This window comes from Kitasatospora sp. MAA19 (genome assembly GCF_029894125.1).
Lineage (GTDB): Bacteria > Actinomycetota > Actinomycetes > Streptomycetales > Streptomycetaceae > Kitasatospora.
Map to the genome: position 1 here is coordinate 61,760 of NZ_JARXYZ010000021.1, position 14,849 is coordinate 76,608.

The 14,849-nt window shown below is 73.8% G+C and carries 10 protein-coding genes; 2 read left to right on the plus strand and 8 right to left on the minus strand.

What is annotated here, in order from left to right:
* Positions 1–7: 7 nt before the first annotated feature.
* The 8 genes from P3T27_RS27320 to eccD form a co-directional block, all read right to left on the minus strand.
* The gene (locus P3T27_RS27320; RefSeq protein WP_280683090.1) at positions 8–325 is read right to left on the minus strand and encodes a hypothetical protein; all 318 of its coding nucleotides are present in this window, start codon (positions 323–325) and stop codon (positions 8–10) included.
* Positions 318–800 carry a YbaB/EbfC family nucleoid-associated protein gene (locus tag P3T27_RS27325; protein WP_280683092.1) on the minus strand — a complete coding sequence of 161 codons (483 nt, stop codon included), beginning with the start codon at positions 798–800 and terminating at the stop codon, positions 318–320. The genes P3T27_RS27320 and P3T27_RS27325 overlap by 8 nt, the downstream gene beginning before the upstream one ends.
* Before the next feature lie 53 nt (positions 801–853).
* On the minus strand, positions 854–3,028 hold the full coding sequence (locus P3T27_RS27330; protein ID WP_280683094.1) for a hypothetical protein: 2,175 nt from the start codon (positions 3,026–3,028) through the stop codon (positions 854–856).
* A 126-nt stretch (positions 3,029–3,154) separates the two neighbouring features.
* Entirely contained in the window at positions 3,155–3,664 is a 510-nt protein-coding gene (locus tag P3T27_RS27335) for a hypothetical protein (RefSeq protein WP_280683096.1), read from the minus strand.
* 16 nt (positions 3,665–3,680) lie between these two features.
* Positions 3,681–3,980, minus strand: a complete 300-nt coding sequence (locus tag P3T27_RS27340; RefSeq protein WP_280683098.1) for a hypothetical protein — start codon at positions 3,978–3,980, stop codon at positions 3,681–3,683.
* An 84-nt stretch (positions 3,981–4,064) separates the two neighbouring features.
* Complete coding sequence (locus tag P3T27_RS27345; protein ID WP_280683100.1) at positions 4,065–4,397, minus strand: WXG100 family type VII secretion target; 333 nt, start codon at positions 4,395–4,397, stop codon at positions 4,065–4,067.
* Positions 4,398–4,501: 104 nt separating this feature from the next.
* Complete coding sequence (eccB, locus tag P3T27_RS27350) at positions 4,502–5,998, minus strand: type VII secretion protein EccB (protein ID WP_280683103.1); 1,497 nt, start codon at positions 5,996–5,998, stop codon at positions 4,502–4,504.
* Between the two features lie 52 nt (positions 5,999–6,050).
* Entirely contained in the window at positions 6,051–7,418 is a 1,368-nt protein-coding gene (gene eccD / locus P3T27_RS27355) for a type VII secretion integral membrane protein EccD (RefSeq protein WP_280683105.1), read from the minus strand.
* A gap of 202 nt (positions 7,419–7,620) precedes the next feature.
* Between eccD and eccCa the strand changes: the two genes are divergently transcribed.
* Positions 7,621–11,637, plus strand: a complete 4,017-nt coding sequence (gene eccCa, locus P3T27_RS27360) for a type VII secretion protein EccCa (RefSeq protein ID WP_280683176.1) — start codon at positions 7,621–7,623, stop codon at positions 11,635–11,637.
* A gap of 198 nt (positions 11,638–11,835) precedes the next feature.
* The gene (locus tag P3T27_RS27365; RefSeq protein WP_280683107.1) at positions 11,836–14,799 is read left to right on the plus strand and encodes a hypothetical protein; all 2,964 of its coding nucleotides are present in this window, start codon (positions 11,836–11,838) and stop codon (positions 14,797–14,799) included.
* Positions 14,800–14,849: the final 50 nt, after the last annotated feature.

A 14,849-nucleotide genomic window follows, 5' to 3' on the forward strand; every position in this document is an offset into this window, starting at 1 on the left:
GGTTCTCCTACAGGCTGTTCATGATGTCGTGGGCGGAGTCCTCCGCGTAGTCGAGCTCGGCGACCAGGTTGATGCCGTTCTCGCCCGCCTTGTCCACGGTTTCCTTGATCTTCTTGATCAGGTCGTCCAGGTCCTTGGTGGCCTGGTCCACCTGGCTGTGGTACTGCTTGCCGATCTCGTCGTCGCCGCCGACCTTCGTGTTGGCGTCGTTGATGCCCTTGACGTCCTGGTTGATCTTCTCGATCAGGGCCGCCAGTTCGGGGAACTCCGCGAACCGGCGCTTGAGGTCCTGGGTCTTCGCGAAGACGTCGATCTTTTCACTCATGGAACTCCTCCTGCCGGCCGGCCCGGCGGCGCTCAGCCTCGGCGTCGTCGTCGTAGCCGGGCTTCATCGCGCGCAGCGGCTCCAGCAGTTGGTCCAGGGTGCTGCCGCCGCTGAGCGAGAGCCGGAGCATGTCGCCGACGCCCTCGAAGCTCTTCATCGCCTGGATCACCTGCTCGCCCATCGCGGCCCGGGCCTCGTTGAGCAGGTCGGTGAGCAGCTTGCCGAGCTGGGCGGGCGCCATCTCCTGGTAGCCGGTGGTGTGGAAGGTCAACGCCAGGACCTGGCCCTGCGGGCCGACCTTGGCGGTGACCATCCGGTCCTTGGAGGTCACCGTCGCGGAGGACTTGGCGAGTTCGGCCTGGACGGCCTCGGCCTTCGCCTGGTGCTCGCGCATGGCCTCCATCGCCTGCCCGATCTCCTCGCTCATCGAGGCGAACAGGTCGTCGGGGCCGAAGCGGTCGGTGGCAGCTGACATGGTCGTTCCTTGTCTCCGGCCGGGGCCGGCTCTCACGGGGGGCGAGGCGGGGGTCAGCGTCCGATGACGCCGCTGACCGCGGTGCTCTCGGTGCCCCACACCTCTTCCTCCTCCGCCAGCCAGGTGGTGCGCTGGCGGTCCTTGTCCTTCTGGTTGGGCGCGCCGGCGCCCGCGCCGGGCGGCATCATCGGCGGCATGCCGCCGGTGGTGGGGACGTTCTTGCCGGTCAGCGCGTTCTTCTCGGCCTCGGCCGCCGCCTTGGCCGCGGCGGCCTTCTCGGCGGCGTCGGCGGCCTCCGCCGCGGCCCGGGCCTGGGCGGTGTTCGGGTCGCCGCCGGCGGCCATCGCCTTGGAGCTCATGCCGCTGCGGCCGCCGGGCAGCAGCCCGGTGCCGGGGAACCCGCCCACGCCGAGGCCGTCCGAGTCGCCGGAGGAGCCGCCGAACGGCGAGCCGCTCGGGTGGTAGGTGCCGGAGCGGAACCCGTCGCCGCCGAGCAGGCCGTCACCGCCGCCGCCGTCGATTCCGGCGTTGACGGCGTGCCGCTGGTCGGCCAGCAGCTGGGAGAGCTCGGAGATCGGCTTGCCGTCCGGGTCCAGCAGGGTGCCGTCGGAGTCGATCCGGGAGCCGGGATCGACGACGACCGGGTTGCCGTTGCCGTCCAGCACCGGCTTGCCGTCCGGGCCGATCACCCGTCCGCTCTCGTCGATGTGCGAGCCCGGCGGGACCTTCATGTAGTCGCCCGGGCCGGTGCCGACGGTCGCCCCGTCGGGGACGGTGATCGGCTTGCCGTCCGGGCCGAGCACCGGTCGCCCGTCCGGGCCGATCACCTGGTGGGTGGTCGGGTCGATGTGGCTGCCCGGCGGCACGTTGACCGGGTTGCCGTTGGCGTCGAAGATCTGCTTGCCGTTCTGGTCGAGCACCGGGACGCCCGAGCCGCCACCGCCGCCGAGCCCGGGGAAGCCCGAGCCGCCACCGCCGACCCCGCCGCCGAGCCCGGGAAAGCCCGAGCCGCCACCACCCACCCCGGAGGAACCGCCACCGAGGCTGCCCGGGCCGCCGCCGAGGGTGTCCTTCAGGTTCTTGTCGAGGCCGCCGGCCATGGTGTTGAAGTTGTCGTTCATCCCCTTGTTGAGGCTGTTGAGCGAGTCGTTCATGTTCTTGTTCATGTCGGACAGCTGCTTGTTGACGTCCGACGTGGGGTCGCTGACGCCCGGCGGGGTGTCGGCCGGCGGCGTGTACGGCCGCCTCATCTGCACCGTCTTGACCGGGTCGTTCAGCGCCTTGATGGCCGGGACGTACCCCTTGTCGAGACTGTCGAACGCCGTCTTGACGCCCGGGTCCAGGATGTCGGCGACGTTCTTCAGCCAGATCTCCTTGGCCCGCTGCTCGGCCTTCTTCCAGAAGTCGTCGCCGTGCGGGTCGCCCCAGGCCGTCGTGACCACGAAGTCCGGGACGCCGTAGGTGGTGGCGCCGCCGTCGAGGTTGGGCACCAGGGTGGGGGTGGCGGTGACCTTCGCCGTGGACATGCCCTCCAGCAGTGCGTCGTGGAGCGGGTTGACCGGCCAGGCGTTCCTGCTGTTGCGGTAGTTCTCCTGGGCGTTCCACATGGCCAGGACCGCCGTCCCGACCGACTCCCGGGCCGCCTTGAGCTTGCCGGCGGCGTCCCTGTCGTGGACGTCCTTGGCGAGGTCCTCCAGCTCGGCACCGAACATGGACAGCATGGTCTTGAACTGGCCCGCCGCGGTGCCCGTCCAGTCGGCACCCGGCGCCGCGATGTCGCCCGCCCACTGGTTGACCATGGGTGCCCAGGTGTGCAGCAGCTGCTCGGCGCCGTGCAGCATGTCGACGGCGGCGTCGAAGCTCCACACGCTCATGACGTCGTTCTCGTACGGCGAGTGGGCGAGCGGCATGAGCACGTCGTAGCCCTGCCGGATCCACTTCCCCAGATCGGTCGTCTCGGCCTCGAACTGCGGCCAGTTGAGGGTGCAGCCGATCACGTGGCTGTACTGCTGCCCGTCCGGGTTGATGTAGTTGAACGACCACCAGCAGTCGTAGCCCTCGCCCTTGCCGTCCGGGCTGGGCATCTTGAAGTACGCCAGGGTCTCGTACCTGTGGCTGGCGATCCACTTGACCTTGTCGTCGCCGCTGACGGAGCTGCGCTGCGTGAAGGTCGTCCGGTCGGAGCTCGAGAACACCGGCAGCGAGGATTCCCAGTTGGTGGTGGCCATCGGTGTCACAGCTCCTGGGTCGTCGGGGGCGCAGGGCGGGCCGGGGAGGGGTCCGGCCCGCCCCGCGGGTGGAGGTGACGGCGCGGGGGCCGTCGGTCGGGGCGGGTGCGGGGTACTCGGTGGGGCCTACTTGAGGCTGCTGCCGGTACCGAGGACGTCGCTGATCAGGTACATCATCTGAGCGGCCGACAGGGCGTCGTCCGCTCCGTTCTTCAGGTCCCGCTGCGCGCGTTCCAGGTCGTCGATCATCTTCTTGACCTGGTCCTCCAGCGTCTTGAACTGCTGCTCCAGGGACTTGCAGTAGTTCGTGAACGTGTCCTTGATCTTCTGGACGCTGGGCTGCACCGTGCCGGCGCCGGGGAAGAGGTGGGAGTAGTCGCCGGGTGCCGTTCCGCCGCCGATCCCCAGGACGAACTGCTGGAGCGCCACCCGGGTCGGGTGGGTCTGCAGGTCCTGCAGCATCGTGGTCAGCTTGGTGTGGGCGAAGTCGATCAGCCAGGAATCGGTGACCTTGAAGGTGTTGGCGTCATCCTTCTCCTTCTGGTCCTGCTTGTCCCGGTAGTCCTTCTCCTGCTGCTTCTTCTTCTCCTCCTCCTTCTTCTTCCACGCCTCGTCGGCCTTCTCGTCGTCGGTCATCGCGACTCACCCGGGCCTAGCTCTGGAAGTTGGAACCGGCCCGGTTGTCCGAGTCGCGGATGAGGCCGTGCACCTCGTCGAGGGCCGCGGCGGCCTTGGTGATGTCCTCGCCCATGACGGTGTCGGCGCTGGACAGCACATCGGCGTACGCCTGGCCGCCGTCGGCGTAGGTGCCGTGCAGCTCGTGACCCAGCCCCTGGGTCAGGAAGGTGCGCGTCTGCTCCATCATCTGGTGCATGAGTTCACCCTGCTGGCGCAGCAGCGCGGCGGCTTCCTCGATCTGGTGGTGGTGGAGTTCGATCCTGCCGTCGGACATCGTTGCTCTCCTTCGAAGGGCGGTGGTGGTCCCGGCCCTGACCCGGCCGGTGGGTGCGCCGGCGGTCCTGCCCGCCGGCCTGCGTCAGCTCAGGCCCTTGACGATGTCGTCGCCGACCCCGAGGCCCGAGACGACCTGGACCGAGTCCTGGCCGGCGCCCTGGATCAGGCCCGCACCGCTGGTGAGGAGTTCGTGGAACTTGCCATACTGCGCGCGGACCTCGTCGTACTTGCGCTGCCACTCCTCCATCTTCTGGCAGAAGACGGTGCTGGCGGCGGCCTGGAAGTGCGCGTTGACCTCCTCCACGATGGCGTTGATCTGGCGCTGGGTGTCCTGCATGTGCTGGTCCTGCGACTCCACGGTCGTCAGCACGTGCTGGACGACCAACGGGTCATTGAGCATGTTGTTGCCGGCCATGCGACATCCCTTCTCTGCTGCGGGCGCCGGCCGGTCGCCGGCGCCTCCGGGTGGGTCAGGGGTCCGCGGCCCGGCATAGTGAACGGACGCGCGGGCCCTCGGGTTCAGCCCCCGCAGGGGTTCGTGTCGGAGGGCGTCTCGACCACTCCGCCGCTGGTGAGAGCGGCCGGGTCGAGGCTCGGCCCGGTGGGCAGCAGGCCGAGCAGCCGGGTGGGGACGGCCGCCGGGGCGGCCTTGGTGTAGCCGAGTTGCCTGGCGGTCGCGGGTGAGGGCAGCGGGTACTTCACCCCCGCGTCCGTGACCAGGTAGAGGGTCGAGCCGGCGCCGGATCCGGTGACGGCCCGCGCCAGGGCGCCGCCGCCCGGCCGGACCACGATCCGGTCGGCCCCGTTGCAGGCCGGGGTGACGCCGGGCTGGGCGGCCGGAGGCTGTCCGGCCACCGCGGCGGCGTCCAGCAGGCCGACCGTGACCGCCGCCGGGCCGGCGGTGGGGCGCAGGTCGGCGCAGGGCACCTGCCCGTGCCCCACCGTCGCCAACTGGGGTGGACGGTTCGGCAGTTCGGCTCCCACCCAGGCGGCCACGGCGGCGGCGGGGGCGCTGTGCGCCGCGAGGTCGGCCGGGCCGACCGGCCCGAGGGTGACGGGCGCACCGCCGTAGGCCTCCTGCTGGATGCGCGGATCGCCCTGGACGAGCCGGAACAGCGTCTCTCCGAGCGGGACGAGCCCGTCCTCGGTGAGCAGGTAGTTCTCGCCGCCCGGGCCGGTGAACAACTGGCCGATCCTGGTGGGCCGGCCGGCCAGCGCGGGGCCGGCCGCGCCCCGCCCGGGCAGTTCGGGCGCCCTGACGTCCGGGCCGACCGGAAGGGTGTCGAGGAAGCCTGCGGTCACCGGATACGGCGTGGCACTGCCGTAGCCGAGGGCGCGCAGCCCGCCGTTGGTGGCATCCACCCGCAACCTCCGTCCCCGCCAGACGAGTTGGGGCGAACCGTCGGGTCCGGCCACCAGCACGGCCTGCTCGTCGGTGAGCGGCCGGGCGCCGCGGCGCAGGCCGATCGCCAGGGACAGCTGCGGCGCGGGCCGTGCGCCCTGCGCGGTCTGGCCGCTCTGAGCGGCCTGGCCACCCTGAGCGATCTGGGCAGCCTGGACCGCGCAGGCGGACCAGTCGGCCTGGCCGAGGTCCCGGTCGGCCGGAAGGCCGTCGGGGGCGCCGACGATGCCGACCACCGCCCCGCGCGGAACGCCGTCGAGCGAGGCCGCGCTGACGGTCGCCGACCGGAACTGGTCCCCGGCCAGCAGGCGGGCGCTGGCCTGGTTGACCACCGGGCGCAGCTGACCGCCGGCGTACAGGTAGCGGGCACCGCTCTCCTCCACCACCACCAAGGTGCCGGGCTTCTGCCAGCCGGTCGCGCCGCCGGGTTTGACGAGCCCGTAGACCCCGGCGCCGACACCGATCAGCAGGCCGACGGCGAGCCCGACCACGGCGCCGCGGGTGGTCCGGGCGACGGGGGTGTCGGGCGCGTCCGGCTCGGCGCGCAGCATCCCGGAGGAGACCCGGCTCATCACGAACAGGTGGGCCTGCACCTGGTCGCGTCTGGACTGCATGGGACCTCTTCCGGGATCGGTGGTTCGGACGGTCGGGGCGGCGGGCGGGGCGTCAGCCGGCCATGCCCCGCATCAGGTGGTAGAAGCCGAGGGTCTGCAGGGCGAGCGGCAGCAGGGCGACGGCGGCCAGGGAGTGCAGCAGATCGGCGGCACGCCCCCAATAGGGCAGCAGCCGGCGGCCGGGCACCGTCCAGGCGACGACCAGCATGACCGCGGCGGCGCCCAGCAGCGCGGCGAGCAGGGCAAGCCGGTCCTGCCACTCGCCCCCCAGTCCGAACCGGCCGGCCAGCAGCACCAGCCCGTACAGGCCGGGCAGCAGCACGGCGAGGCGCTGCCAGAGACTGCCGATCTCACGGGCGTGCAGCAGGAGCAGCACGGCGAGGTCGGCGGCCGTCGCGGCCGGGCCCCAGCCGTCGGCGTCGGTCAGCAGGGTCAGGCAGGCGACGCAGACCAGCCCGATGCTGGCGAGGAAGCCGGTCAGGTAGCCGTCCGCGACGTCGCCGCGGGCGAGGACGGACTCGGCCGGGAACGGCTCGATGTCCTCCTGGAGCTCCTCGGCGTTGCGCGGCAGCGCGGGCACCCTGAGCCCCGCGATCTTGAAGGAGAGGCCCGGGGCGAAGGCCCCGGAGAGCACCGCGGCGCAGGCCAGGATCGCCGCGGAGTGCCCCGGCGGCACGTCCTGCAGGGCCAGCACGCCGGCCCCCAGGGCGACCAGGCCGGTGAACAGGACGGCGAGGAAGAACGGCGCCGAGGCGCCGGCCACGGCGAGGGCGAGCACGGCGGCCCCGGCACCGGCGGACCCGCCGGACAGCAGCCGGTCCGTGCCGTCGAGGCCGGGCACCAGGGTGGCGCCGGTGACGGCGTAGCCGATCGCGGCGGCGCCCAGGGCCGTGCCCGCGGCGGCGTCGCCCACCGTGCGGGTGGCGCCGCCGGCGCCGACCAGCAGCAGTACGGCGATCACCGCGGCGCTCGCGCAGCGCAGTTGGGCGGGGCCGGGCAGGAACAGCAGCGCCAGGCCACCGGCCAGCGCGACCAGCGCGGCGGCCACCGCGAGGTGGTGGGTGAGCGCCGGGCGCCAGGAGTCGCGGCGCTCCAGCATGCCGCTGCGCACCCCGTCGACCAGGTCGTCGAAGTGGACCGGAGGCAGTTCGGCGGTGCGCGGGCGCAGGAAGAGCTCCTGGCCGTCGCGCAGCCCGAGCGCTTCCAGCGTCAGCTCCTCGTCGAGCGGCTCCTCGCCGATCCGCTGCAGGACCCAGCCGGAGTGCTCGGCACCGGCCTCCTCGGTCTCGGCGCCCGCGTGCCCGAGCACGGCCGGAAGGAGGTCCGCCAGGGCCACGTCGGACGGCACGGCCAGCTCGAACGCCGACTCGGGCGCCCGGAACCTCAGTCTGCACAGGCCGGCCACGGCTCCACCACTCATGCGTTCCCTCCTCCGGTCTGCGGGCCTTCGCCCGGCTGCACGGAAACACCGGCGGCGGCGGTTCACCGGAATCCGCACCGATTCGCTGAACCTTCCGGGACCGCGCTCCGTGCCCTGGGGCGGAGAAGTCCACGCGTGTGTGAGGAGAGGCCCGTTGAGTCAGGTCGTGGTTGAGCGTCCACCCCGGCGCTCCGGGCCGGAGATGCCGGACGGCGACATCCAGCTGCAGGAGCCACCCGGTCTGCCCGAGCCGCAGAGCGGGCTGTCCACCATGCTCACCATGGCGCCGATGGCGCTGAGCTCGCTGTCGATGGTGTTCATCTTCCTCAACCCGAACTCCTCGGGCGGCCCGCTGACGTACGTCGCGATCGGCATGATGGGCCTGTCCGCCGTCGGCATGCTGCTCACCCAGATGATCCGGGGCGAGAGCGACCGCAAGCGGCAGCTGCGCGGGGAACGCCGGGACTACCTGCGCTACCTGTCGCAGATCCGCCGCCAGGTCCGGCGTCACACCGTCAAGCAGCAGCGGGCGCTGGCCTGGCGGCACCCGGAGCCCGCCGCGCTGGCCTCGATGGTGCGCACCTCACGGCTGTGGGAGCGCCGGGCGGCCCACCCTGACTTCGGCGACGTGCGGATCGCGGTGGGCTCGCAGCGGCTGGCCGTCCGGCTCGCCCCGCTGGCCACCAAGCCGGTCGAGGACCTGGAGCCGCTGAGCGCGCACGCGCTGCGGCGGTTCATCCACGCCTACGGCACGCTGCCCGAGCAGCCGATCGCGGTCCACGTCCGCGGGTACGCGCACGTGCTGCTGCGGGTCGGCGCGGGCGAGGAGGCCGCGGGCGCTCCCGGCGGCGGTGCGGCCGGGGCCGGTGCCCCCGGCGTCGAGGCGGCCGACGCCACCGAGCCCGCCCGCGCACTGGCCCGGGCGATGGTGGCGCAGCTGGCCTTCTTCCACGCCCCCGACGAGCTGCGGATCGGCGTGGTGGCGGCACCCGAGCGGCGTGCCGACTGGGACTGGCTGAAGTGGCTGCCGCACGCCCTGCACCCGAACGAGACCGACGGCGCCGGCCCCGTCCGGCTGGTGGCCGGTTCGATGGTGGAGCTGGAGCAGCTGCTCGGCGCCGAGTTCGCCGCCCGCGGCCCCTGGGAGCCGGACGCGCAGCCCGGCCGCGAGGAGCCGTACACGCTGATCGTGGTCGACGGAGTGCGCCTGCCCACCTCCGGCCGGGCCTCGCTCGCCGGCTACCGCAACGCGACCGTGCTGGACGTTCACGACGCGCTGGAGTGGAAGCACGCCAAGCACCGGCTGCGGCTGCGGATCACCGCGGACGGCGCGCTGGAGCTGGTCGGCTCGGACCGCGACCGCAAGGACAGCATCACCGCGCTCGGCCACCCCGACGCGTTCACCGCGGCGGCGGCCCGACGCTACGCCGCCGTGCTGGCGCCCTACCGGCTCGACGACTCCACCGACGGCGCCGAGCCGCTGGCCACCGACTTCGACCTGACCTCGCTGCTGGGGATCAAGGACCTGCACCGGCACGACGTCCGCCAGGCCTGGTCCGGCCGGTCCAAGGAGCAGCGCCTGCGGGTGCCGCTGGGCCTGGGCTCGGACGGCACCCCGGTGGACCTGGACATCAAGGAGTCCGCGCAGGGCGGCATGGGCCCGCACGGACTCCTGATCGGCGCGACCGGCTCCGGCAAGTCCGAACTGCTGCGCACCCTCGTCCTGGCCCTCGCACTCACCCACTCCTCGGAGACGCTCAACTTCGTCCTGGTCGACTTCAAGGGCGGCGCGACCTTCCTGGGCCTGGATCAACTGCCGCACACCTCGGCGGTGATCACCAACCTGGCCGACGAGGCCGCCCTGGTCGACCGGATGCGCGACGCCCTGCACGGCGAGATGATGCGCCGCCAGGAGCTGCTGCGCTCGGCCGGCAACTACACCTCGCTGCTGGACTACGAGGCGGCCCGGGCCTCCGGCGTGAAGCTGGACCCGCTGCCCACGCTGTTCGTGGTGGTCGACGAGTTCTCCGAACTGCTCGCCGCCCACCGCGACTTCATGGAGCTGTTCATCATGATTGGCCGGCTCGGCCGCTCCCTCGGCGTCCACCTGCTGCTCGCCTCGCAACGCCTGGACGAGGGCCGGATGCACGCCCTGGAATCGCACCTGTCCTACCGGATCGGCCTGCGCACCTTCTCCGCGATGGAGAGCCGCGGCGTCCTCGGCGTCCCCGACGCCTACCACCTGCCCACGCAGCCCGGCAACGGCATCCTGCGCAGCGACATCTCCACCCTGACCCGGTTCAAGGCGGCCTACGTGTCCGGGCCGTACCGCCAGCAGAGGCCCACCGCGGCCCGGCAGGCGGCGGTGGCCGGACAGATCGTGCCGTACGGCACCGCGTACGTGGCGCCCCGGCAGCAGCCGGTGGTGGAGGTCGAGGAGCCCGAGGTGCTGGAGGAGGAGGCCACCCACACCCTGCTGGAGCTGGCCGCCGAACGCATGACCGACGCGGGCCCGCCGGCCTACCGGGTCTGGCTGCCGCCGCTGGACGTGCCGCCGACCCTCGACGAGTTGCTGCCGCCGCTCTCCCCCCACCCCGAGCACGGCCTGACCACGGACGGGTGGCCACAGCGCGGCGGGCTGTCGGTACCGATCGGCGTCGTCGACCGGCCGTTCCAGCAGCTGCGCGACCTGCTGACCGCCGACCTGTCCGGGGCCGGCGGACACGTCGGCATCGCCGGCGGCCCGCAGAGCGGCAAGAGCACCCTGCTGCGCACCCTGATCACCGGCCTGGCGCTCACCCACACCCCGCGCGAGGCGCAGTTCTACTGCCTGGACTTCGGCGGCGGCGGTCTGTCGGCGCTGCGCGACCTGCCGCACGTCGGCGGGGTGACCGGCCGGCACGATCCGGAGCGGGTCAGCCGCACCATCGCCGAGATCAACGGCATCATCGCCCGCCGGGAGCAGAGCTTCGCCCGGCTGGGTATCGACTCGGCCGCCTCCTTCCGGCGTCGCCGGGCGGCGGGCGACCCGGAGCTGGCCGGCGATCCGCACGGCGACGTGTTCCTGGTCGTGGACGGCTGGAACACGCTGCGCCAGGAGTTCGGCGAGCTGGTGCAGGTCTTCGGCCTGATCGCCGGCCGCGGCCTCAACTACGGCGTCCACCTCATCGTCACCGCGACCCGCTGGGCCGAGGTGACCAGCGCGCTGCGCGACCAGCTGGGCACCAAGTTCGAGCTGCGACTGGGCGACAGCGTGGACTCCATGATCAACATGCGGGCCGCCGCCACCGTCCCCAAGGTGCCCGGCCGCGGACTCACCGACGAGCAGCTGCACTTCCTCACCGCGCTGCCGCGCATGGACGGCGTCGGCGACACGAGCGACCTCGCCGACGGCGTCGCCGGGCTGGTGGAGGCTGTGAACGACCACTGGACCGGCCCGCGCGCCCCGCAGGTCCGGATGCTCCCGCTGATGCTGGAGGCGGCCGCGCTACCCGCCGCCGAAGGACGGCTGAGGGTACCCCTCGGCCTGGAGGACCGCCAGATCGCGCCGCTGTGGCACGACTTCGAGGAGACCCCGCACCTCACGGTGATCGGCGACAGCGAGTCCGGGAAGACCAACCTGCTGCGCCTGCTGATCAACGGCATCACCACCGGCTACTCCCCGGCCGAGGCCCGGATCATGCTGATCGACTTCCGGCGCGGCCTGTTCGACTCCGTCCCCGAGGAGTACCGGCTCGGCTACGCCGTCGCGGTGGACGTCCTCAAGCAGGTCGTCCAGGGCGCGGCCCGGGCCATGGAGGGACGGGTGCCCGGCGGGGACATCACCCCGGCCCGGCTGAAGCTGCGGGACTGGTGGACCGGCCCGGAGCTGTTCATCGTGGTCGACGACTACGACCTGATCACCGCTCCGATCACCGGCCACCCCTTCGCCCCGTTGCTCGACCACCTCGCCCAGGGCACCGAGCTCGGCCTGCACCTGATCGTGGCGCGCGGCGCCAACGGCGCCGGCCGCTCCCTGAGCGACCCGCTGATGCGCCGCCTCCAGGAGGTCAACACCCCCGCGGTGCTGCTGTCCTGCCCGCCGAGCGAGGGCGTGCTGTTCGGCAACGTCAAGCCCCGCGAGCTGCCGCCCGGCCGGGCGCTGCACGTCACCCGGCGGCGCACCGTCCAACTGCAGACCGCACGGGTTCCCGAGCCGGAGGGGACGGAGAGCGCCTGAGATCCCCGCCGCGGGGCGGCGGGATCGGCCGGGCATCCGATGAACCGGGTGCCCGGCGATCCCGTGTAGCTGGGCGAGGTCCGCCCGAGCGGGCCCTGACGACCGACCAGGGAGGCAGACGCCAATGGCCGAGGTGGAGCCTCGCCGGACAGCCGCCGGACAGCCGCCGGAGCCGTTCGCAGCCGTCCGGAGCCCGCGATGAGCGCGGCCGGCTCCGAGGCGACCGACAACGCGCCAGCCCCACGGCGCTGGTTCGGCCGCCGCGGCACCCCGCCCGCCACCGCACCCGCCCGACGCGGCAGCCGCTCGATCCTGCGCGGGCTCGGGCCGCACTTCGTCATCGCCCCGCCCGAGGTGACCGACGACGAGCTGTCGGCGGCCCTGGGCAACCTGCGGCCGGTCCCGAACGCCCTGGTCGTGGTGGCGGCGGCGACGGACGCCGCACCGGTGCTGCGCGAGCAGATGGCCGAGCTCGGGACGATCGCCCGGGCCCGCGGCGCCTCCAGCCTGATCCTGGCCGCCTCCGGTCTGGCCGCCGTCGGCCCGGGTGGCCGCCGCCCCGCCGAAGTCGTGGCCGACAAGGCGGGTATCACGGTCGTCGCCCCGGACGGCATGGTCGCCGTCCAGCCCGACGGCACCCTCAAGGTCACCGCCCCGAACGGCTCCACCGAGCCCGCGACCTGGTGGAGCTGCCCGCCCGGAGGCCGAGCCCGCCGACTGCGCGAGACCGCCGCCGCCACGGACCCGGTCGAGGCCGGGGCCGGGGCCGCCCGCGCGGTTCCCGGCCCATGGCCCGCACCGACCGCCGGACCGACCATCGGAGCGACCCCCGAACGGGCCGTCACCCCCGCCCCGCCGGGCTCGCTGCCCGCCTCGGTGTCGGTCCACCGGCTGGCCACCGGCTTCTGGCTCAACCACGTCACGGCCCGTCCCGAGGGGCCGATGCCCTTCCTCCAACAGCTCGCAACACCCCCCGGAACGACCCCGCTGCTGGTCGGCACACCCGCCCGACCCGCGCTGGACCCGGAGGAGTTCACCGAGGCCGCGCTGTCCCTGCCGGTCGGCTCCGACCAGCTCCTGGTCAGCGCGCCGTGGGCCGACCCGGGCGCACTGGCCCTGCTGTCCGGCAGCCTGGCCGAGCGGCTGGGACGCCCCGTCCACAGCGCGGTCGGGCTGCCGGTCGCGGGCAGCGGCGGCTACACCACCGCCGTGCTCGACCACCGGGGCGTCGCCTCCTGGGAGCCGTACCTGCTCCGCCTCAGCTCGTCCAGTCGCCACGACACCGTCAGCTCCGCCTGGCGCCGGGCCGCCGCCGACTGGGAGACGGTCGGGCCGGGGCTCTTCCGCGCCTTTCCGTTCTGGGGCCTGGAAGCCGTCCCAGCCGGGCTCTGGCTCCGACCGGAGCCGCCGTACGCCTGGGCTCCGCGGTTCCTGCGCCCGGACCCGGCCCGCCCGCTGATCGTCGTCGGCGAGCAGGCCCGACTGATCCCGCACCAGGTCTGGGAGGAACTCGGGGCCCTGCTCGACCAGCTGCCGGCCCCCGGCGCCCGCGGGTTCGGGCTGCTGCTGCACGGACTGGTCGACTCCGCGTCGGAGAGCAGCGCCCGGTTCTTCGCCCGGATGCACGGCCTGCTGTGGCTCAACCCGCCGGCCCGGCCCGCCACCGGGGATCCGGCCGGACCGGTCGGGTCCGGCGGCGCGGCCCACGCCTCCTACGCGCTCGGTGGTGGCTGGGCGGGGACCGTCCCGGCCCCGGCCGCCGAGCGGTTCGCCCTTCCCGCGCCGGGGGCGCGGGTGCAGCCGGCCGGGTTCGCCACGGAGACGACCGCGCCGGCTGGTGCGGCGGTCGGCGTCCCGACCGCGCCCGTGGGTCTGGCCACCAGCGGTGACGCGCCCGGATCGGGCGGCACGGCCGTGCGGTTCGCCGCCGAGCCGCCCCCGGAGCCGGGAGGAGCCCGTCGGCCCGCCACGAGCGGCGGAACACCTGAACCCGCCTCCGGCGGGGCCGGGTTCGTCACCGGGGCGCCGGTAGCGCAGGCGTCGGCCGGACTCACCGGCGAACCGCCCACCGGTCTCGGCGTCAACGGCGTCAACGGCGTCAACGGCGTCAACGGCGTCAACGGCAAAGTGTCACAACCGGCAGCCCCCGCAGGCGAGTTCGCCGCCGAGGAACCGGTGCCGACCACGACGGTCACGGCGGCGGACACCCCGGATGAGCCCGGGACGCGGGCGGCGGAGCCCGTCGCCACACCGGCGCCCTCGCCTCCGGCAGCCCGCCAACCCGAACCCGAGCCGGTACCCCCCGCCCTCGCCGCTCGGTACTTCACCCCCGAGGACGTCCTGCCACTGGCCCCGGTCAGCGCCGCGGAGGACAGGGACGCCTTCCGGCTGCTGCTCGGCGAGCACTACCACCGCTGCGCGGGGCGGGTGGAGCCGGCCGTCACCCGGTTGCCGGGCCTGCGGTCGACCGGCCGGGACGACTTCAAGGCCGACCTGGTGGCCGTTCTGCTGCACCACGAGGACTCCGGCGTCCCCGCCGACCGCGCCGCCCTCCTCGCCGAGGCGCGCGGCGGCGCCGTGGGGCCGCTGCACCCCTACCTCACCTGCCTGGGCTCGGGCCTGCGCCGGCTGCCGAGCCACCACGGCCCGGTGCTGCTGGGTGCCGACGTGGCGCCGGAGGCACTCGACGCCTTCCCGGTCGGCCTGGCGCTCGTCGAACCCGGGCCGATCGCGGGCCTGGCTTCGCCCGCGGCCGAACTCGGTGCCCCGGTGGAGTTCGCCGTCTGGTCGACCACCGGACGGCGGACCGCCGTCTTCGGGGACGACCGGGAGGTGCCGCAGGTCGCCTTCCCACCGGGTACCGGCTTCGTGGTGGTCGACGTCGTCCCGGGGGACGGCGGGGCCCGGCCCGCCCGGGTGCTGCTGCGCGAGACCACCGGCCCGTCCACGACCGGCCCGGACGCCGAGCGGAACCGCAGCACGCGGGACCGGCTGCGGGCCTGGCTGGAACGCCGGGACACGGTGGCGCCGGCCGACCGCCGGACGGTCGCCCGCCCGGAACGCTTCCGTCTCACCCCGGGCGCCGTCCTCCCGAAACCGCCCGCCTCCCCCGCACCCGCCCCGTCCCCCGCACCCGACCTTGATCCGCCCGCCGAGGCCTGACCGGGCCGCCCCAGGCCCGAACGGACCGGCGGCGGTTCACGGGTGTCCGG